Origin of the sequence: Actinomycetospora sp. CA-084318 (assembly GCF_050955885.1) — a bacterium.
Classification (GTDB): domain Bacteria; phylum Actinomycetota; class Actinomycetes; order Mycobacteriales; family Pseudonocardiaceae; genus Actinomycetospora.
Genome location: NZ_CP192098.1, coordinates 5,156,502 through 5,174,080, shown reverse-complemented (window position 1 = coordinate 5,174,080; position 17,579 = coordinate 5,156,502). Strand labels below are relative to the sequence as shown.

Genomic DNA, 17,579 nt, shown 5'->3' with positions numbered 1-17,579 from the left:
ACCTCCATTGAGAGAGCACTGCTCTCACGAAGATGGCACGGTCGTCGTCGGGAAGCAAGAGCAGTGCTCTCTCAAGTCTCCCTGCCACGTGGGCGACAGGGGGCCTACGGCACCCGGACCATCGACCCCACCGACGGCACCCCGCGGTCGTCGACCAGCACGAGCATGTAGTTGCCCACCTGCATCGTCTCGATCTCGCGCGGCAGCGTGAGTTCGAGCGTGTCGGGCCCCGTCGCCCGGGCGTCGACCGCCACCGAGAACTGGTCGACCGCCGTCACGTGCGTCGACGACATCAGCCGCATGAGCCGCACCTTCTGGATGCGCTGGGCGTCGGGGGTCTGCACCGGCACCGTGGTGCCCCGGCGCATGACGTCGGGTGCTCCCGTGATCTCCGGCCGCTTCCCGCCCTGGAACAGGTAGGGCGGTGTGTAGATCTCGAGGCGCTGCTCGAAGGTCCCCGGGATCGTGTTGCGCTCGTCGTCGAAGAGCGGGTCCGAGCCCGCGGTCAGGACCCGTCCGTCGGGCAGCAGCACCGCCTGGCCGTGGTAGTTCCGCCCGACGACCGGGTCGGCCGCCTCGACGAGCGTGCCGCCGGGTCCGCCCTCGGGGCGCAGCAGGTGGGCGTCGAGGACGTCGGAGTCCCCCTTGCCGCGGTAGTCGCGCGAGCCGTGGCTGATCAGCATCGAGTCGTCGGGCAGCGTCGTGAGGTTCGGATAGCGGACCGGGTCCGGCAGCACCGGGCCGGGCCGGAACGCCGGCTCGGGGGAGTCGAGGTCGATCTCGTCGATGCGCGCCGTGGTCAGCGGGCTCTCCCCGATGCCACCGCCCCCGACGACCACCATCCGCTGGTCCTGCACCGGTCCTAGCCACGCCGAGCCCGCCGTCTCGAGCAGGTTCGGGTCGCGCAGGCCCGGGACCGGGGTGAGGACGTTCGTGTCGAGGTCCCAGAAGCCGGGCAGTCGTCCGGCCTCGGCCGGTCCGTAGCCCGAGTTCGTCCCGCTGTAGAAGAGCCGGTTCGGCTGCTCGGTGGTGAAGACGGCGGGGTAGGTCGGGAAGTACTGGGTGAGCTGCTTGTCCTCGACGAAGCGGTTGGTGCGCGGGTCGAAGTGCTCGGTCTCGCCGTTGAGGACGTTGCCGATGTTGTCCAGCCCGGAGAGCGTCAGCACGTCGCCGTTGGGCAGCGGGGTCAGCGTCGGGTACCAGCGCGCGAAGTCCATGTCGTCGACGCGCGACCAGGTCTCGGCGACCGGGTCGAACGTGTAGGCGGCCTCGGTGCCCTGGTAGTTCTGCTTGTCCAGGGTCAGCGCCTCGCCGAGCCCGTACACGTCCTTCGCGGCCGCGGGGTCGAGGCCCGTGATCGAGAACTGCTGGCCGGGCTGGAGCGTGATGCCCTGCGGGCCGGGCTGCACGGCCTCGACGAACACCCGCTCCTCGGCGGCGGTGACCGTCGCGCCGGTGCGAGTGGCGACCTTCGTCGCCGGCGGGACCACGTTCGGCCGGATCGTCCGGTAGGCCTTGCCCTCCGGGGAGACGAACTCGGTGCCGGCCGGGATGTCGCGCCCGACGTCCGGGTTCTCGTTCTTCACCCGCATCGCGCCGCCGGCGTAGGTCACGGCGCCGTCGAGCTTCTCGTAGCGCGCGGTGCCGCCGGCGACGAGGAGACGGCCGTCGGGGAGCAGCGTCTGGCCGGCGCAGAACATGTCGTCGGGGACGGGGATGACCTTCGAGGCGCCGGTCGCGGGGTCGTAGAGGAGGCTCTTGAGCGCCCTCGTCGCGAACATGTCCTCCTTGTTGCCGGACCCGGCGATCAGCATGATCTTGCCGGAGGGCAGCAGGGCGGAGTGGATGGCGTTGACCCGCTGGTCGACGGGCAGCTCGAGGACGTCCCACTTGCCGAACTGGCGCTGGTACTCGATCGAGTTGATCATCTGCTGGTACCGCCAGTCCTGCACGTAGGCGAGCGCGGGCGGCAGGTTGACGCCGAGCAGGACGGCGAGCGCGATGGCGGTCAGGACGAGAGGTCGGAGCCGGCGCGAGGTGCGCAGGACGACACCTCCTCGGGGAGCGGGGTGTGCGGGGTCCGGGTTCAGACCGCGAGCGGCGGCCCGCGTGCCCCGCTCGCGCCGACCACCCGGCCCGCGCCCATGCCTTCCCGACGACGCGTGGCGGCGGCCGCCGCGCCCCGGCGCGGCCCCGTCGGGCGGCGCCACCAGCGCCGGGGCAGCACGCGGTCGGCGGTGTCGCGCAGGTCGTCGGCCAGTCGGGCGCCCCCGAGCAGGAGCAGCGCCGCGGCCAGCGCGGCCGCGCCGTGCACGCCGAGGGCGGCGACGGCGGTGACGACGTGGTGGTCGGCCGCCGCGAGGACGGCCTCGAGCGCCACCTGGCCGAGCAGGAGCACGGCGAGCGCCGTCCACGGTCCGCGGGAGACCCGCCCGGTCCGCAGCGCGAGCAGGCTGACCACGGCGGACACCGCGACGACGACGGTGAGGACGATCCCCGTCGGGCGGGCGCCGCCGCCGATGAGGTGGGCGGCGAGCGCGAGGGCGGTGCCGACGGCGGCCGCGACGGGGACACGGTGGACCGGGATGTCCGGTCCGTACCCCCCTGTCCGCATGAGGGCGACTCTAGGTGACTACTGTCGGTAGCCCTCGACCGTCCCGGCGTCGCGCTCGTGCGCCTCGCCGGGGTCGTGCCCGGCGTCGCGCTGGGCCTGGCGCTGGCGCTTGAGGTCGAACAGGCGGTCGCGCTCGACCTGCAGGTCGCGCAGGCGGTCCGCGTCGGCGTCGTCGAGCCCGCCGTGGGCGGCACTGCGCAGCGCGTGCTCGGCCTCGGCGTTCTCGTCGATCGCGCGGGCGAGGTCGTCGTCGGTGCGGGGTTCGTCGGCCATCGGTCCAGCCTCCCAGAGGTCCGCGGTCAGTTCGAGTAGGTCCGCGTCGGGGTCACGAGGACGGCGGCCCGGCGGTCCCGGGCCATGGTCGCGTCGAAGGTGTCCCAGTCGTCGTGGGTGCCCCCGGCCGCGGTGAAGACGGCGCGCAGCAGCGCCGGCACGTCGTCGATCCCGGGCAGCGGGTCGTCGGGCCCGGCGATCTCCACGGACCCCTCGACGGTGCCCCACCGCCAGCCCGAGCGCGCCGTCACCGCGGTCCACGGCCGACGCCGGAGGTTGCCGAGCTTCGCCCGGCCGTAGGTGACGAAGGCGAGCACGTCCTGCCCGGTCACCGGGTGGGCGAGCACCCCGGCGTTGACCACCGACGACTGGATCGACCCGTCCGCGCGCGCCGTCGCGACGACCACCAGCCCGTGCTCCTCGGCGGCGAGGGCACCGAACTCCGCGAGGTCCATGCGGGCCATCCTGCCTGTGCCACGATGGCGGGCGTGGCTGGACCGGTCGAGGGTCTCGCCCGGCTCGAGCAGGCAGCGGAGGCGGGCCTGATCGACGCGCTCTGCGAGCGTCACGGGGTCCGTCTGCTGACCGTCTTCGGGAGCACCGCCCGCCACGAGCCCGCTCCTCGCGACCTCGACGTCGGGGTGGTCTTCGAACACGGCGTGCGGCCCGACCTGTTCGCCGTCATCGCCGACCTCACCGACGTCGCCGGGACCGACGTGGACGTCGTCCGTCTCGATCGCGCCGGCCCCGTCCTCCGGGAGCGGGCCCTGCTCGGCTCGGTCGGCCTCTACGAGAGCGAGCGCGGTGCGCTCGCCACGGCGGCGACGGCCGCTCTGGCGGAGCGTATCGACACCGATACCAGCCGCCGTCGCGATCTGGAGTTGCTGGCCGAATGACCCCACGTCGGCTCGACTGGCACTCGGTCCACCCCAAGCTCCGACAGATCGAGCGCTTCGCCGGGGTCCTCGTCTCGTTCGACCCGGTCACCGCGGCCGATCTCGACGCGGACATCCGGACCGCGCTCGCGGTCGAGCGGGCGCTGACGCTCCTCGTCGAACTCGCGTTCGCGGTGAACGCCCACGTGGCGGCGGCGGTCCTCGGGCGGTCGCCGGACTCCTACGCGGAGTCCTTCGCCCTCGCCGCCGAGGTCGGCGCGATCGACGCCGCGCTCGCCGCCCGGCTGCGCCCCTCGGCGGGAATGCGGAACGTGCTCGTCCACGCGTACCTCGAGGTCGACCACGAGATCGTCGCCGCGAGCCTGCCGTCGGCGGTCACGGACTACACCGAGTACTCCCGCCAGGTCGCGCGCTGGTTCGCCACGTCGGGCTGACGTCGAGCCGTCGGAGGAGCCCCTCCCGTCGGGTCGGTGCCGGTGGCATCGATCCCACGTCCGCGGCACGCGTCGTGACGACCGGTCGTGCGCCATCGCGTCGCGCTGCCGCGCAGGACGTCCACCGCCACGATGATCGTCGTGGCCGGGCGTGGACGTCGGGTGCCGGGCAGCCCGGACCTCTGGGTGACGCCGCTGCTCGTCGTCGCGGGCCTGCTCGTCGCGTTCGGCACCGTCTACACGGGCCGACTCGATTCGCTCGAACGCCGCGCCCTCGACCCCGCCAACGTCCTCGGCCAGCTCGCCCAGCACCTCGTCCTCACCGCGTACTCGACGGTGCTGGTCCTGGCGATCGCGCTGCCGCTGGGGCTCGTGCTCAGCCGTCCGCGGTTCGTCGTCGCCGCACGAGCGGTGGCCGTGATCGGCGGCTTCGCCCAGGCGCTCCCGGCCTTCGGGGTGCTGATCCTGCTCGGCTTCTGGCGGTTCGGGCTGCTCAGCGCCGTCCTCGGGCTCACGCTGGCGGCGTTCCTGCCGGTGCTGCGCAACACGATCGTCGGCCTGCAGGAGGTGGACGAGACCCTCGTCGAGGCCGCGCGCGGCATGGGGATGTCGGCGCGCCAGTGCCTGCTCCGGATCGAGATCCCGCTCGCGGTCCCGGTGATCGTGGCAGGGGTGCGGGTGGCGCTGGTGCTCAACGTCGGCACCGCGACCCTCGCCTCGTACATCGGCGCGGGCGGCCTCGGCGCGCTCATCCAGCAGGCGCTGCTGCTCAACCGGCTCGCCGTGCTCGTCGTCGCCGGGTCGCTGGTCGCGGCACTCGCGCTGGTGGTCGACTGGCTCGCCGGCCTCGTCGAGCGGGTCGTCGCGGCCCGGACGCTGTGAGCATGGCGGACCGGACCTGACCGCCTTCCCGGCCAGACTCGTCGTCATGAACCCGGTGGAGACCTTCCGGCAGGCGGACCGCGCGATCGAGGGCGTGATCGCGGCCCTTCCCGACGACGGCTGGGAGCGGGTTCCCGCTCCCGTCTTCGCCTCCGACCCGATCGGTGGCCGCCCGGTGCGCGACGCGGTCGACCACCTCGCGCGGGACGAGGCGTGGATCCCCTCGCAGCTGGCGGGGGAGACGATGGCCGAGGCGGGCGAGCCCGACGTCGGGCCGTTCCCCGACCTGGCCCGCCGGGCGCGCGCGGCTGCGGACGCCGTGACCGACCCGGCCGCGACCGTGCACTCCTCCTTCGGCGACCAGACCGTCGAGGAGTACCTGTGGCAGCTGATCGTCGCGCGCACCCTCGGGGCGGAGGCGCTGTCGCGGACCGTGGGGCTGCCCTCGCCGGTTGACGACGACCTCGCGGCGGCCGTCCTGGTCGGGCTCGAACCGCGCGCGGAGCTCTGGCGGCAGGTGGGGATCCTGCTGCCCGCGCGTCCGCCGGCGTCGTCGTCGGCCCGGGACCGGCTGCTCGGGCTGTGCGGGGTGTGACCCTGATCGCCTCCGTGTCCCGCGCTGATCGTCGGGGGCACCTGGTAGGACCAGCGCGAGGAGCGGGGCCGGGGGGACCGGCGACCTCCGAGCTCATCCGCCCGGCCGCCCCGAGGAGTGCAGGAATGGCCACCAGGACCACGGTCACGTTGGTCGACGACCTCGACGGCGGCACCGCCGAGGAGACCGTCGACTTCGGACTCGACGGCGCGTCCTACGAGATCGACCTCTCCACCACGAACGCCGGGGAGCTGCGCAGCGCGCTCGAGCGCTACGTCGCGGCCGCCCGGCGGACGGGCGGGCGGCGGACGTCCCCGGCGACCCCGGCGCCTGCTGCGGCCGCGTCGTCGTCCTCGTCGTCGTCGTCCCGGGAGCGCAACCAGGAGATCCGGACCTGGGCCAACGAGCACGGGGCCGGGCTGTCGTCGCGCGGTCGCCTGCCCGGGTGGGTCGTGGAGGCGTTCGAGGCGGGCGACCCGGCGCTGCTGAGCCGAGCGGACTCGGCGTCGGAGCGGGCCTCCGCTCCGCCCGAGGTCCCCGCCGAGGTCCCCGCCGTGGAGTCCACCCTGGAGTCCACCCTGGAGTCCGCCGAGCCGGCCGAGGAGAAGCGCGGCCGCGACGGGCTGACGGCGGACGAGCGCGAGCGGATCCGTGCGTGGGCGATCGACGAGGGCATCGAGGTCAAGGCACGCGGCCAGCTCACCAAGGACCTCATCGCCAACTACCAGGCCACGGCCGCGCGACAGAGCTGACACCGCTGCTGCTGGCGTCAACGGTGGCCCACCGCCGACACTGATCGTCAGGAACCGCACACGCTCGTAGGAGGCACCGTGGCCGACGCCTACATCGTCGACGCCGTCCGATCGCCCGTCGGGACCCGCAAGGGCAAGCTCGCCGACGTGCACCCCGCCGACCTCGGCGCGCACGCCTTGACGGCCCTGATGGAGCGGACCGGCGTCGACCCGGGCGCCGTCGAGGACGTGCTGATGGGCTGCGTGACCCAGCTCGGCCCGCAGGCCGGGGTCATCGGCCGCACGGCGTGGCTCTCCGCCGGCTACCCCGAGCACGTGCCCGGCACGACGATCAACCGTGCCTGCGGCTCGTCGCAGCAGGCGCTGCACTTCGCGGCGCAGGCGATCATGTCCGGCACGCAGGACCTCGTGGTCGCCGCGGGCGTGGAGAACATGGCGATCGTGCCGATCGACGCGAACGCCGCCGTCCTCGAGCGCATGGGCACCCGCCGCGAGGGCGCGAAGTGGATCGAGCGCTACGGCGAGCAGGAGATCAGCCAGTTCCGCGGCGCGCAGCTCATCGCCGAGCAGTGGGGCATCACGCGGGAGCGGATGGAGGAGTTCGCGGTGGAGTCGCACCGCCGCGCCGCCGTCGCCACCGACGAGGGCCGCTTCACCGGGCAGATCGCCCCGCTGAACCACCTGTCCCACGACGAGGGCATCCGGCCGAACGTCGACCTGGAGAAGATGGCGTCCCTCCCGCCGCTGCGTGAGGGCTACGCGCTGACCGCGGCCGTGTCGTCGCAGGTGTCGGTCGGGTCGGCGGCGATGCTGATCGCCTCCGAGCAGGCGATGCGTGAGCACGACCTGGAGCCGATCGCGAAGGTCTCGACGATGGCCGTCGTCGGGGAGGACCCGGTCCTCATGCTCACCGGTCCCATCCCGGCGACCCGGTCGGTGCTGAAGAAGGCCGGCCTGACGATCGACGACATCGACCTCTTCGAGTGCAACGAGGCGTTCGCACCGGTCGTGCTCGCCTGGGCCGAGGAGACCGGCGCGCCGCTGGAGCGCACCAACGTCAACGGCGGCGCCATCGCGATGGGCCACCCCCTCGGCGCCACCGGGGCCGTGCTCGCCACCAAGCTCGTGCACGAACTGCGCCGCACCGGGGGCACCCGGGGTCTGCAGACGATGTGCGAGGGCGGCGGCCAGTCGAACGCGACGATCATCGAGCGCGTCTGAGCCCGTCCCGACCCACGAACGGGCCGTTCGTCACGATCTTCGGTGACGAACGGCCCGTTCGTGCGTGTGGGGGTCAGCGGTTGGCGACGATCAACGCGACCACGACCCCGACGATCACCCAGACCGCGCCGACGAGGGCCTTCTCGGCACCGCCGCCGGCGCCGCCGATGCGGCGACGGAACGGGACGAGGACGAAGAGCACGACGAGCAGGACGAAGGCCAGCGGCAGGAGATCCATCGTCGGTCGATCGTGCGGAGTGCCCGGGTCGGCCGCAAGGAGGTGGGGCTCTCCGGACGATCGGGAACGGCTGCTCAGCCCTGACCTGCTGCGGCGTCCGGCCCATCCTGTCTGGCGAGGTCGACGCAGTCGGCGGGCGCGGGTGAGGATCTCCGCATGAACCTGGCGCGGATCGTCGGTCTGGTGGTCCTCGTGGTTCTCCTCGTCGCCGTCATCTCCGAGCCGGCGAACTCGGCGGCCACCGCGCGCGCCGGCGGGCGTGCTCTCGGGGAGGCCGGGAGCAGCCTCGGCTCGTTCGTGTCGTCGGTGACGAGCGGGTGGGGATCGTCGGGTCGTCCGTCACTCGCCGCGGAGGAGGCGGACGGCGGGTCCTACACCGTCCGCCCGGGCGACACCCTCTCGTCGATCGCGTCCCGGTACCGCGTCGAGGTGAGCACACTCGTCCGACGCAACGACCTCGTCGACGCCGACCTCATCCGCCCCGGTCAACGCCTGACCGTGCGCTGAGGTGGCTTCGCCCTGTGAGTAGAAATCCGTGTCAGAGCACGGATTTCTACTCACAGGGCGAAGCCACCTACACGACGACCGAGGTCTCCACCGTGTACCGGTCGGCGCGGTAGAGGTGGCGCCCGACCTCCACGAGCGCACCGGCGTCGTCGTACACCAGCATCTCCGCGGTGACGCAGGCCAGCGGCGTCTCCTGCTCGAGCAGCGTCGCCTCCTCGTCGGTGGCGAGCCGCGCCCCGATGGTCTGGCGGGCGATGGCGATCTGCACGCCCTTGGCGCGCAGCAGGTCGTAGAGGCCGGTGCCGGCGAGCTCGGCCAGGTCGTCGTCGGTGAGGCGCAGCCGCTCGGGCAGGTAGTTCGTCATGACGGCGAGCGGCTCGTCGTCGGCGGAGCGCAGCCGACGGACCTGCTGCAGCGTCTCGTCGGGGGAGAGCACGTCGGGGAGCCCGAGGGACGACGCGGGCACGACGTCGGTCGCGAGCAGCCGGGTGCGGGGGGAGCGACCGGCCGTCGTGAGGTCCTCGTGCAGGGAGGAGAGCCGGACGTCGCGGTGGATGGCGGGCCGGGTCACCTGGGTGCCGAGGCCGCGGCGGCGCACGAGCATGCCCTTGCGGACCAGCTCCTGGATCGCCTGCCGCGCGGTGGGGCGCGCGAGGCCGAGCCGCTCGGTGAGCGCGAGCTCGTTCTCGATCCGGTCCCCGGGCTGCAGCTCGCCGGACGCGATCTTGCTCTCGATCGCCTGGGAGAGCTGGTGGTAGAGCGGCACGGGACTGGTCCGGTCGAGCCGCACGTCCAGCGGGACGGCCTCGGAGCGGGTGGCCATGGGCGCAGCGTACCGCCCCAAGTCCTATTGTCATCATGTCTGTACAAAGTATTGACGTTGTCGGTGCCTCGGCCTACCGTTCCGGACGACGCCGGAACCCACCAGCACCGAGAGGGTCATCCATGAACGCCTCCGTCGCACCCCCCGAGGTCCTGACGTTCGGCCGGGCCGGGGTGGACATCTACCCGCTGCAGGTCGGGGTCGGGCTGGAGGACGTCACCTCGTTCGGCAAGTTCCTCGGCGGCACCACCGCGAACGTCGCGGTCGCCGCGGCCCGCCTCGGGCGCCGCGCCGCGATCATCACCGGGGTCGGGGACGACCCGTTCGGCCGCTACGTGCGCCGGGAGCTCAACCGGCTCGGGGTGGACGACCGCTACGTCGTCACGAACACCGAGTACGCCACGCCCGTCACCTTCTGCGAGATCTTCCCGCCGGACGACTTCCCGCTGTACTTCTACCGTCGGCCCACCGCGCCCGACCTGCAGGTCCGCCCGGCCGACCTCGACCTAGACGCCATCGCCGGCACCGACCTGCTGTGGCTCTCGGTCACCGGGCTGTCCGAGGAGCCGTCGCGCTCGGCGCACCACGAGGCCCTCGCCGCCCGCGGCGCCGGCCGGACCGTGCTCGACCTGGACTACCGGCCGATGTTCTGGGAGACCCCGGAGCAGGCCCGCGCCGAGATCCAGAAGATCCTCGGGCAGGTCACGGTGACGGTCGGCAACCGCGAGGAGTGCGAGGTCGCGGTCGACGAGACCGACCCCGACAAGGCCGCCGACGCCCTGCTCGACGCCGGTGTCGAGCTCGCCGTCGTGAAGCAGGGCCCGAAGGGCGTGCTCGCCAAGACCCGCACCGAGCGCGTGGTCTCCCCGCCGATCGACATCACCCCGTACAACGGCCTCGGCGCGGGCGACAGCTTCGGCGGCTCGCTCGCCCACGGCCTGCTCGCCGGCTGGCCGCTCGAGGAGGTCCTGCACCGGGCCAACGCGGCCGGCGCGATCGTCGCGTCCCGCCTGGAGTGCTCCACCGCCATGCCCACCCCCGCCGAGATCGACACCCTCCTGTCCGGCGGCGACCCCAACCAGAACGGGGAGTCCGATGCCTGACTTCGTGGCCGACCTCGCGGAGCTCCGCGACGTCCGCGCCCACGACCCGGGCCGCGTCGCCGCGCTGCTCGCCGCCCGGTCGCGTCAGCCGTTCCTGCCCGCCGACGGCCGGCTCATGCTGGTCGCGGCCGACCACCCCGCTCGCGGCGCCCTGTCGGTCCGCGGCAACCCGGACGCGATGGAGAGCCGCCCGGAGCTGCTCGACCGGCTGGTCACCGCCCTCGCCCGGCCCGGGGTCGACGGCGTCCTGGGGACCGCCGACGTCCTCGAGGACCTGCTGCTGCTCGGCGCGCTCGAGGACAAGGTCGTGGTCTCCTCGATGAACCGCGGCGGGCTCGCCGGCTCGGTCTTCGAGATGGACGACCGGCTCACCGGCTACGACGTCGCCGCCACCGTCGACGCGCGCTTCGAGGCCATCAAGATGCTCACCCGCATCGACCTCGGCGACCCCGCGACCGTCGCCACGCTGGAGTCCTGCGCGCAGGTCGTCACCGAGGCCAACCGGGCCGGCGTCGTCGCGATGGTCGAGCCGTTCATGTCCCGTCGGATCGACGGCAAGGTGGTCAACGACCTCTCGGCCGAGGCCGTCATCCGCTCGGTGCACATCGGGCAGGGCCTCGGCGCCTCGAGCGCCTACACCTGGCTCAAGCTGCCCGTCATCGACGACATGGAGCGCGTCATGGCGGCCACCACGCTGCCCACGCTGCTGCTCGGCGGCGACCCCGCGGGCCACCCCGACGACACCTACGCCTCCTGGGCCAGGGCCCTCGCCCTCCCCGGCGTCCGCGGCCTGGTCGTCGGCCGCTCCCTGCTCTACCCGCCCGACCACGACGTCGCCGCCGCCGTCGACACCGCGGTGTCGCTGGTGCGTCCGCCGAAGGAGGCCGCCGCATGACCGCCGCCACCGTCCGGGGCAACGAGCTCCACCTGCCGTCGGGGAGCACAGCGGCCGACGGGTTCGACACCCTGATCACGCCGTCCGTCGCGGGCTGGTCGTACTCCTCGCTGCGCACGTTCACGCTCGCCCGCGGGGAGGAACGCAGCATCCCGACGGCGGGTGAGGAGATGTTCGTCGTCCCGCTCGCCGGGTCGGGGGCGGTCTCGCTCGGGAGCACGACGTACGAGCTGCGCGGGCGCTCCGGCGTCTTCGCGGGCCCCACCGACGTCGCCTACCTCCCGGTCGACGCGGAGGTCACCGTCCGCGGCGAGGGGCGGTTCGCGCTCACCGGCGCCCGCACCGACCAGCAGCTGCCGTTCCGCTACGCGCCGGCCGGCGACGTGCCGGTCGAGCTGCGCGGCGCCGGACAGGCCAGCCGACAGGTGCGCAACTTCGGCACCGTCGGGGTCTTCGAGACCGCCTCGCTGATCGCCTGCGAGGTGATCACCCCGAACGGCAACTGGTCGAGCTACCCGGCCCACAAGCACGACACCGCGGGCCCGCACGAGTCCGAGCTCGAGGAGATCTACTACTTCGAGATCGCGCCGTCCCCGCACGGCACCCCGGGCATCGGCTACCACCGCACGTCGACCTCCGAGGCGGGCGAGATCGACGTGCTCGTCGAGGTCCGCGACCGCGACACCGTGCTCGTCCCGTTCGGCTGGCACGGACCGTGCATGGCCGCGCCCGGGCACGACATGTACAACCTCAACGTCATGGCCGGCCCCGGGCCGGAGCGCGCCTGGAGGATCACCGACCACCCCGAGCAGGCGTGGGTGCGGGAGACCTGGGCCGACCAGAGCATCGACGCTCGTCTCGTCGGAGACGCAGCGGAGCGGAGCTCGACCAGAGCAGGAGGGCAGTAGTGGACACGATCCGGCTGACCGTCGCCCAGGCGACGGTCAAGTTCCTCGCCGCGCAGTACTCGGAGCGCGACGGCGTCCGGCAGAAGCTGTTCGCCGGCTGCTTCGGGATCTTCGGCCACGGCAACGTGGCGGGCCTCGGGCAGGCGCTGCTGCAGGCCGAGCTGGAGGAGCCCGACGCACTGCGCTACGTCCTCGGCCGCAACGAGCAGGCCATGGTGCACACCGCCGTCGCCTACGCCCGTACCCAGGACCGGCTGCGCACCTGGGCCGTCTCGTCGAGCGTCGGCCCGGGCGCCACGAACATGGTCACCGGTGCTGCCCTCGCCACCATCAACCGGCTGCCGGTGCTGCTGCTCCCGGCCGACACCTTCGCCGACCGCTCGGCCTCGCCGCTGCTGCAGGAGCTCGAACTCCCGAGCGCGGGCGACGTGACGGTGAACGACTGCTTCCGCCCCGTCTCGAAGTACTTCGACCGCGTGTGGCGCCCCGAGCAGCTGCCCGCCGCGCTGCTCTCGGCGATGCGCGTGCTCACCGATCCGGTCGAGACCGGTGCGGTCACCGTCTGCTTCCCGCAGGACGTGCAGGCGCAGGCGCACGACTGGCCGGTCGAGCTCTTCGCCGAGCGCACCTGGCACGTCGCCCGCCCGCTCCCGGAGCGCTCCGCCGTCGCGCGGGCCGCCGAGATCATCCGCTCCGCGCGGCGGCCACTCGTCGTCGCCGGCGGCGGCGTGCACTACAGCGGCGCGGTCGAGGCGCTCACCGCGTTCTGCGAGGCGACCGGCATCCCGGTCGGGCAGTCGCAGGCGGGCAAGGGCACGCTCGCGTGGGACCACCCGCAGTGCCTCGGGGCGATCGGCTCCACCGGCACGACCGCCGCCAACGCGGTCGCTGCGGAGGCCGACGTCGTCGTCGGGATCGGCACGCGGTACTCCGACTTCACGACGGCGAGCCGCACCGCCTTCCAGGCGCCCGACGTCCGCTTCGTCAACGTCAACGTCGCGCCGATCGACGCGGTGAAGCACTCCGGCGTCTCGGTCGTCGCTGACGCCCGCGAGACGCTGGAGGCGCTGACCGCCGCCCTCGAGGGCCACGCGGTCGACGCGTCCTACGTCGAGCACTACCGCGCGCTGGACGCGGAGTGGGCCGCGACGGTCGACGCCGCGTACCACCCCGCGACCCCGAACGGCGGCGCCGACGGCCTGCTCACGCAGAACGAGGTCCTCGGCATGGTCAACGACCTGTCCGACCCGCGCGACGTCGTGGTCTGCGCCGCCGGCTCCATGCCCGGCGACCTGCACAAGCTGTGGCAGACGCGGGACCCGAAGGGCTACCACGTCGAGTACGGCTACTCCTGCATGGGCTACGAGGTCGCCGGCGGGCTCGGGGTCGCGCTCGGGTCGCCCGACCGCGACGTCTTCGTCATGGTCGGCGACGGCTCGTACCTGATGATGGCCACCGAGCTGGTCACCGCGGTCCAGGAGGGCCTCAAGGTGATCGTGGTGCTCGTGCAGAACCACGGCTTCGCCTCGATCGGCTCGCTGTCGGAGTCGCTGGGCTCGCAGCGGTTCGGCACGAGCTACCGCTACCGCTCCCCGTCCGGTCGCCTCGACGGCTCGCACCTGCCGGTCGACCTCGCGGCCAACGCCGAGTCGCTCGGTGTGCCCGTCCGCCGGGTGCGCACGGCCGAGGAGTTCGCCGCGGCCGTGCAGGCCGCGAAAGCGGACTCCGTCGCCAGCGTTGTCCATGTCGAGACCGACCCGCTGATCGGGGCACCCGACTCCCGGTCGTGGTGGGACGTGCCGGTCAGCGAGACCTCCACGCTCGCCTCGACGCAGTCCGCCCGAGCCACCTACGACGCCCACAAGGCGAGGCAGCGCCCGTTCCTCGCGCCCGCCGAGAAGCACTGAGACCGGAGACCAGAGATGACCAGCACGCTGGACGACACCGCGACCACCCCCACCGACGACGGCGTCCCCGAGCTCACCCACTGGATCGGCGGCAAGGCCGCCCCCGGCGGGAGCGGCACCTTCGGCGACGTCACCGACCCCGCGACGGGCCAGGTCACCAAGCGGGTCCCGTTCGCCTCCGCCGAGGAGGTCCTCGACGCGGTCGCCACGGCGAAGGCCGCGTTCCCCGGATGGCGGGACACCTCGCTGTCGAAGCGCACGACGATCCTGTTCCGGTTCCGCGAGCTGCTCAACGCCCGCGCGCCGGAGCTGGCGGAGCTGATCACCGCCGAGCACGGCAAGGTCCTCTCCGACGCCGCCGGCGAGGTCGCCCGCGGCCAGGAGGTCGTGGAGTTCGCCTGCGGCATGCCGCACCTGCTCAAGGGCGGGGCCACCGAGAACGCCTCGACCGGGGTGGACGTGCACTCGGTGCGTCAGCCGCTCGGCGTCGTCGGGATCATCTCGCCGTTCAACTTCCCGGCGATGGTGCCGATGTGGTTCTTCCCGGTCGCGATCGCCGCCGGGAACACGGTGGTGCTCAAGCCGTCGGAGAAGGTGCCCTCCGCGGCGCTGTGGATCGCCGAGCTGTGGCGCGAGGCGGGCCTGCCCGACGGCGTGTTCAACGTCGTCAACGGCGACAAGGTCGCCGTGGACGGGCTGCTGACCAGCCCGGACGTCAAGTCCATCAGCTTCGTCGGGTCGACGCCGATCGCCCGCTACATCTACGAGACCGGCACCGCCCACGGTAAGCGCGTCCAGGCCCTCGGCGGCGCGAAGAACCACGCCGTGGTGCTCCCCGACGCCGACCTCGACCTCGCCGCGGATCAGGCCGTCAACGCCGGCTTCGGGTCGGCGGGAGAGCGGTGCATGGCGATCTCGGCGCTGGTCGCGGTCGGCTCGTGCGCCGACGAACTCGTCGAGAAGATCCGGACCCGTGCCGAGGGGCTGCGCACCGGCGACGGCCGCCGCTCGTGCGACATGGGACCGCTGGTCACCAAGGCCGCGCAGGAGCGGGTGTCGGGCTACATCGACGCCGGCGAGCGCGAGGGCGCCACCGTGGTCGTCGACGGTCGGCAGGGTGACTTCGACGCCGACGGGGAGGGCTTCTTCGTCGGCCCGACGCTGCTCGACCACGTCGGCACCGACATGAGCGTCTACACCGACGAGATCTTCGGTCCGGTGCTCTCGGTGGTGCGCGTCGAGTCCTACGCCGAGGCCGTCGACCTGATCAACGCCAACCCCTACGGCAACGGCACCGCGATCTTCACCAACGACGGCGGAGCCGCGCGGCGCTTCCAGAACGAGGTCGAGGTCGGGATGATCGGCGTCAACGTGCCGGTCCCGGTGCCGATGGCCTACTACTCCTTCGGCGGCTGGAAGAACTCGCTGTTCGGCGACACCCACGCCCACGGCACCGAGGGCGTGCACTTCTTCACCCGCGGCAAGGTCGTCACCACCCGCTGGCTCGACCCGTCCCACGCCGGCCTGAACCTCGGCTTCCCCACCAACGGCTGACCCCCTTCCCGACGGCGGGTGACACGACACCCGCCGTCGGGCTCACCCACGACGCCCTCATCGGGGAGGAGCGATCATGAGCACCGATTCCGCGGCACCACCGGACCTGCCGCCCGACACGAAGGGGCCGCATTCATCGCGGCTCGGGCTGATCGCGGTCGTCGCCACCTTCGGCGGCCTGCTCTTCGGCTACGACACCGGCGTCATCAACGGCGCCCTGGAACCCCTGACTCGCGACCTCGGACTGACGTCGGTCACCGAGGGCATCGTCGTCAGCATCCTGATCTTCGGTGCCGCGATCGGCGCCATGGTCGGCGGACGGCTCTCCGACCGCTACGGCCGCCGGCACAACATCCTGCTGCTCGCCGTCGTCTTCATGATCGGCACGATCGGCTGCGTGGCCTCCCCGAACTGGGAGGTCCTGGCGCTGTTCCGCTTCGTGCTCGGACTCGCCGTCGGCGGCGCCTCGGCCACCGTGCCGGTGTACCTCGCCGAGATCGCCCCGGCGGAGCGCCGTGGCGGGCTCGTCACCCGCAACGAGGTCATGATCGTCTCCGGCCAGTTCGCGGCCTTCGTCATCAACGCGATCATCTTCAACGTCTGGGGCGAGGTCGACGCCATCTGGCGCGTCATGCTCGTCGTCGCGCTGCTCCCGGCGATCGCGCTGTTCATCGGGATGCTGCGGATGCCGGAGAGCCCGCGCTGGCTCGTCGGGCAGGGTCGTGACGACGAGGCCCTCGCGGTCCTCGAGCAGGTCCGCACCCCCGAGCGGGCGCGGGCCGAGATGGCCGAGGTGCACCGGCTGGCCGAGGAGGAGGAGCTCTCCCGCACCGGTGGGGCGTCCGACCTGTCGGTGCGCTGGATCCGCCGGCTCATCCTCATCGGCGCCGGGCTGGGCGTGTTCCAGCAGTTCACCGGCATCAACTCGATCATGTACTACGGCACCCAGCTGCTCGGCGACGCCGGGTTCTCCGCGAGCGCCGCGATCATCGCGAACACCCTGAACGGCCTGTTCTCGGTCCTCGGCATCACCGTCGGCATCCTGCTGATCAACCGCATCGACCGGCGGACGATGCTGCTCGGCGGCTTCGCGCTCACGACGACGTTCCACCTGCTCGTCGGGCTCTCCGCGCTGCTGCTGCCCGACGGCACGGCGAAGGCCTACTTCATCCTGGTGTTCGTCGTGCTGTTCGTGTTCTGCATGCAGGGCACGATCGGCCCCCTGGTGTGGCTGATCCTCTCCGAGATCTTCCCGCTGAAGATCCGGAGCCTGGCCATCGGCATCAGCGTGTTCGTGCTGTGGATCGCCAACGCCGTGGTCGCCCTGGTCTTCCCGCCGACGGTGGAGGCGATCGGGATCGCGCCGACGTTCTTCATCTTCGTCGTGCTCGGCCTGATCGCCCTGGTCTTCACCCACCGCTACGTGCCCGAGACCCGCGGGCGGTCGCTCGAGGAGCTCGAGGCCGACTTCCGCTCCGCAGGAGGTGTCCGATGAGTGTGCTCGTGGCGGTCGGAGAAGGAGCGGAAGGGACGCACGCGCTCGCGGCGGGCGCCGCGGAGGCAGCCCTGCTGGACGCGAAGCTCGTCGTCCTGAACCTGTCGCTGTCGGCGCTCGACCCGTCGCTCGTCCCGGACGGCGCGGAGGTCGTCGAACGGCGCGGCGCGGGCGACCGCGACCCGTCGGAGGCGGTGCTCGACGAGATCGACGAGCGCGGCGACGTCGAACGGCTGGTGATCGGCGTGCGGCGCCGCTCGCCGGTGAGCAAGGCGCTGCTGGGGAGCATCTCGCAGCGTCTGCTGCTGGAGTCGCCCGTGCCGGTCCTGGCGGTCAAGCCGCCGGCCTGAAGCACGGCCCGGTGTCCGTCAGGCAGGCCCAGCAGCGTCGGGGTGTGCCTGACGTGGATCTCGGCCCGGGCGGCCTCGACACCCACCTAGAGCGCTCTAAATATCTTGACAGTATGTCTGTACAAAGCCGGG

Annotated in this window: 20 protein-coding genes; 14 read left to right on the top strand and 6 right to left on the bottom strand. The window is 72.6% G+C overall.

All coding sequences use genetic code 11. The features are described 5' to 3' along the window. Window positions 1-104: 104 nt before the first annotated feature. The 4 genes from ACQPYX_RS25215 to ACQPYX_RS25200 form a co-directional block, all read right to left on the bottom strand. Complete coding sequence (locus ACQPYX_RS25215; RefSeq protein ID WP_433803805.1) at window positions 105-1,952, bottom strand: galactose oxidase-like domain-containing protein; 1,848 nt, start codon at window positions 1,950-1,952, stop codon at window positions 105-107. Window positions 1,953-2,086: 134 nt separating this feature from the next. Further along, a complete protein-coding gene (locus ACQPYX_RS25210) occupies window positions 2,087-2,614 on the bottom strand; it encodes a hypothetical protein (protein WP_433800015.1) in 528 nt (175 codons plus the stop codon). An 18-nt stretch (window positions 2,615-2,632) separates the two neighbouring features. Then, window positions 2,633-2,887: a DUF2630 family protein gene (locus ACQPYX_RS25205; protein WP_433800014.1), complete on the bottom strand. Its 255-nt coding sequence runs from the start codon at window positions 2,885-2,887 to the stop codon at window positions 2,633-2,635. A 26-nt stretch (window positions 2,888-2,913) separates the two neighbouring features. Beyond that, window positions 2,914-3,342 (bottom strand): TIGR03618 family F420-dependent PPOX class oxidoreductase, encoded by a 429-nt coding sequence (locus ACQPYX_RS25200; protein ID WP_433800013.1) that lies wholly within the window; start codon window positions 3,340-3,342, stop codon window positions 2,914-2,916. 33 nt (window positions 3,343-3,375) lie between these two features. Here ACQPYX_RS25200 and ACQPYX_RS25195 point away from each other — a divergent pair, with 33 nt between their 5' ends. From ACQPYX_RS25195 to ACQPYX_RS25170, 6 genes are all read left to right on the top strand, one after another. Continuing rightward, window positions 3,376-3,783 carry a nucleotidyltransferase family protein gene (locus ACQPYX_RS25195; RefSeq protein WP_433800012.1) on the top strand — a complete coding sequence of 136 codons (408 nt, stop codon included), beginning with the start codon at window positions 3,376-3,378 and terminating at the stop codon, window positions 3,781-3,783. Next, window positions 3,780-4,217: a type VII toxin-antitoxin system HepT family RNase toxin gene (gene hepT, locus ACQPYX_RS25190; protein WP_433800011.1), complete on the top strand. Its 438-nt coding sequence runs from the start codon at window positions 3,780-3,782 to the stop codon at window positions 4,215-4,217. The genes ACQPYX_RS25195 and hepT overlap by 4 nt, the downstream gene beginning before the upstream one ends. A 132-nt stretch (window positions 4,218-4,349) precedes the next feature. Continuing rightward, window positions 4,350-5,099: an ABC transporter permease gene (locus ACQPYX_RS25185; protein ID WP_433803804.1), complete on the top strand. Its 750-nt coding sequence runs from the start codon at window positions 4,350-4,352 to the stop codon at window positions 5,097-5,099. 46 nt (window positions 5,100-5,145) lie between these two features. After that, window positions 5,146-5,694, top strand: coding sequence for a hypothetical protein (locus ACQPYX_RS25180; protein ID WP_433800010.1), 549 nt, complete (start codon window positions 5,146-5,148; stop codon window positions 5,692-5,694). A gap of 125 nt (window positions 5,695-5,819) precedes the next feature. After that, window positions 5,820-6,446, top strand: a complete 627-nt coding sequence (locus ACQPYX_RS25175) for a histone-like nucleoid-structuring protein Lsr2 (protein WP_433800009.1) — start codon at window positions 5,820-5,822, stop codon at window positions 6,444-6,446. 78 nt (window positions 6,447-6,524) lie between these two features. Further along, window positions 6,525-7,667, top strand: coding sequence for an acetyl-CoA C-acetyltransferase (locus tag ACQPYX_RS25170; RefSeq protein ID WP_433800008.1), 1,143 nt, complete (start codon window positions 6,525-6,527; stop codon window positions 7,665-7,667). Between the two features lie 73 nt (window positions 7,668-7,740). On the opposite strand, the gene ACQPYX_RS25165 is transcribed toward ACQPYX_RS25170, so the two are convergent. Next, a complete protein-coding gene (locus ACQPYX_RS25165; protein WP_433800007.1) occupies window positions 7,741-7,905 on the bottom strand; it encodes a hypothetical protein in 165 nt (54 codons plus the stop codon). 156 nt (window positions 7,906-8,061) lie between these two features. On the opposite strand from ACQPYX_RS25165, the gene ACQPYX_RS25160 reads away from it, so the two are divergent. Next, window positions 8,062-8,412, top strand: coding sequence for a LysM peptidoglycan-binding domain-containing protein (locus tag ACQPYX_RS25160; RefSeq protein ID WP_433800006.1), 351 nt, complete (start codon window positions 8,062-8,064; stop codon window positions 8,410-8,412). A 67-nt stretch (window positions 8,413-8,479) separates the two neighbouring features. Here the strand turns inward: ACQPYX_RS25160 and ACQPYX_RS25155 are convergent, their stop codons facing one another. After that, entirely contained in the window at window positions 8,480-9,235 is a 756-nt protein-coding gene (locus ACQPYX_RS25155) for a GntR family transcriptional regulator (RefSeq protein ID WP_433800005.1), read from the bottom strand. Between the two features lie 122 nt (window positions 9,236-9,357). Here ACQPYX_RS25155 and iolC point away from each other — a divergent pair, with 122 nt between their 5' ends. From iolC to ACQPYX_RS25120, 7 genes are all read left to right on the top strand, one after another. Continuing rightward, window positions 9,358-10,338: a 5-dehydro-2-deoxygluconokinase gene (gene iolC, locus ACQPYX_RS25150; protein WP_433800004.1), complete on the top strand. Its 981-nt coding sequence runs from the start codon at window positions 9,358-9,360 to the stop codon at window positions 10,336-10,338. Continuing rightward, a complete protein-coding gene (locus ACQPYX_RS25145) occupies window positions 10,331-11,233 on the top strand; it encodes a class I fructose-bisphosphate aldolase (RefSeq protein WP_433800003.1) in 903 nt (300 codons plus the stop codon). Before iolC ends, ACQPYX_RS25145 begins: the two co-directional genes overlap by 8 nt. Continuing rightward, window positions 11,230-12,141 (top strand): 5-deoxy-glucuronate isomerase, encoded by a 912-nt coding sequence (iolB, locus tag ACQPYX_RS25140; RefSeq protein ID WP_433800001.1) that lies wholly within the window; start codon window positions 11,230-11,232, stop codon window positions 12,139-12,141. Before ACQPYX_RS25145 ends, iolB begins: the two co-directional genes overlap by 4 nt. After that, window positions 12,141-14,048 carry a 3D-(3,5/4)-trihydroxycyclohexane-1,2-dione acylhydrolase (decyclizing) gene (gene iolD / locus ACQPYX_RS25135; RefSeq protein ID WP_433800000.1) on the top strand — a complete coding sequence of 636 codons (1,908 nt, stop codon included), beginning with the start codon at window positions 12,141-12,143 and terminating at the stop codon, window positions 14,046-14,048. The genes iolB and iolD overlap by 1 nt, the downstream gene beginning before the upstream one ends. Window positions 14,049-14,063: 15 nt before the next feature. Beyond that, a complete protein-coding gene (locus ACQPYX_RS25130) occupies window positions 14,064-15,602 on the top strand; it encodes a CoA-acylating methylmalonate-semialdehyde dehydrogenase (protein WP_433799999.1) in 1,539 nt (512 codons plus the stop codon). Between the two features lie 76 nt (window positions 15,603-15,678). Next, window positions 15,679-17,097: a sugar porter family MFS transporter gene (locus tag ACQPYX_RS25125; RefSeq protein ID WP_433799997.1), complete on the top strand. Its 1,419-nt coding sequence runs from the start codon at window positions 15,679-15,681 to the stop codon at window positions 17,095-17,097. Next, window positions 17,094-17,447 carry a universal stress protein gene (locus ACQPYX_RS25120; protein WP_433799996.1) on the top strand — a complete coding sequence of 118 codons (354 nt, stop codon included), beginning with the start codon at window positions 17,094-17,096 and terminating at the stop codon, window positions 17,445-17,447. The genes ACQPYX_RS25125 and ACQPYX_RS25120 overlap by 4 nt, the downstream gene beginning before the upstream one ends. The last annotated feature ends 132 nt before the right edge of the window (window positions 17,448-17,579 follow it).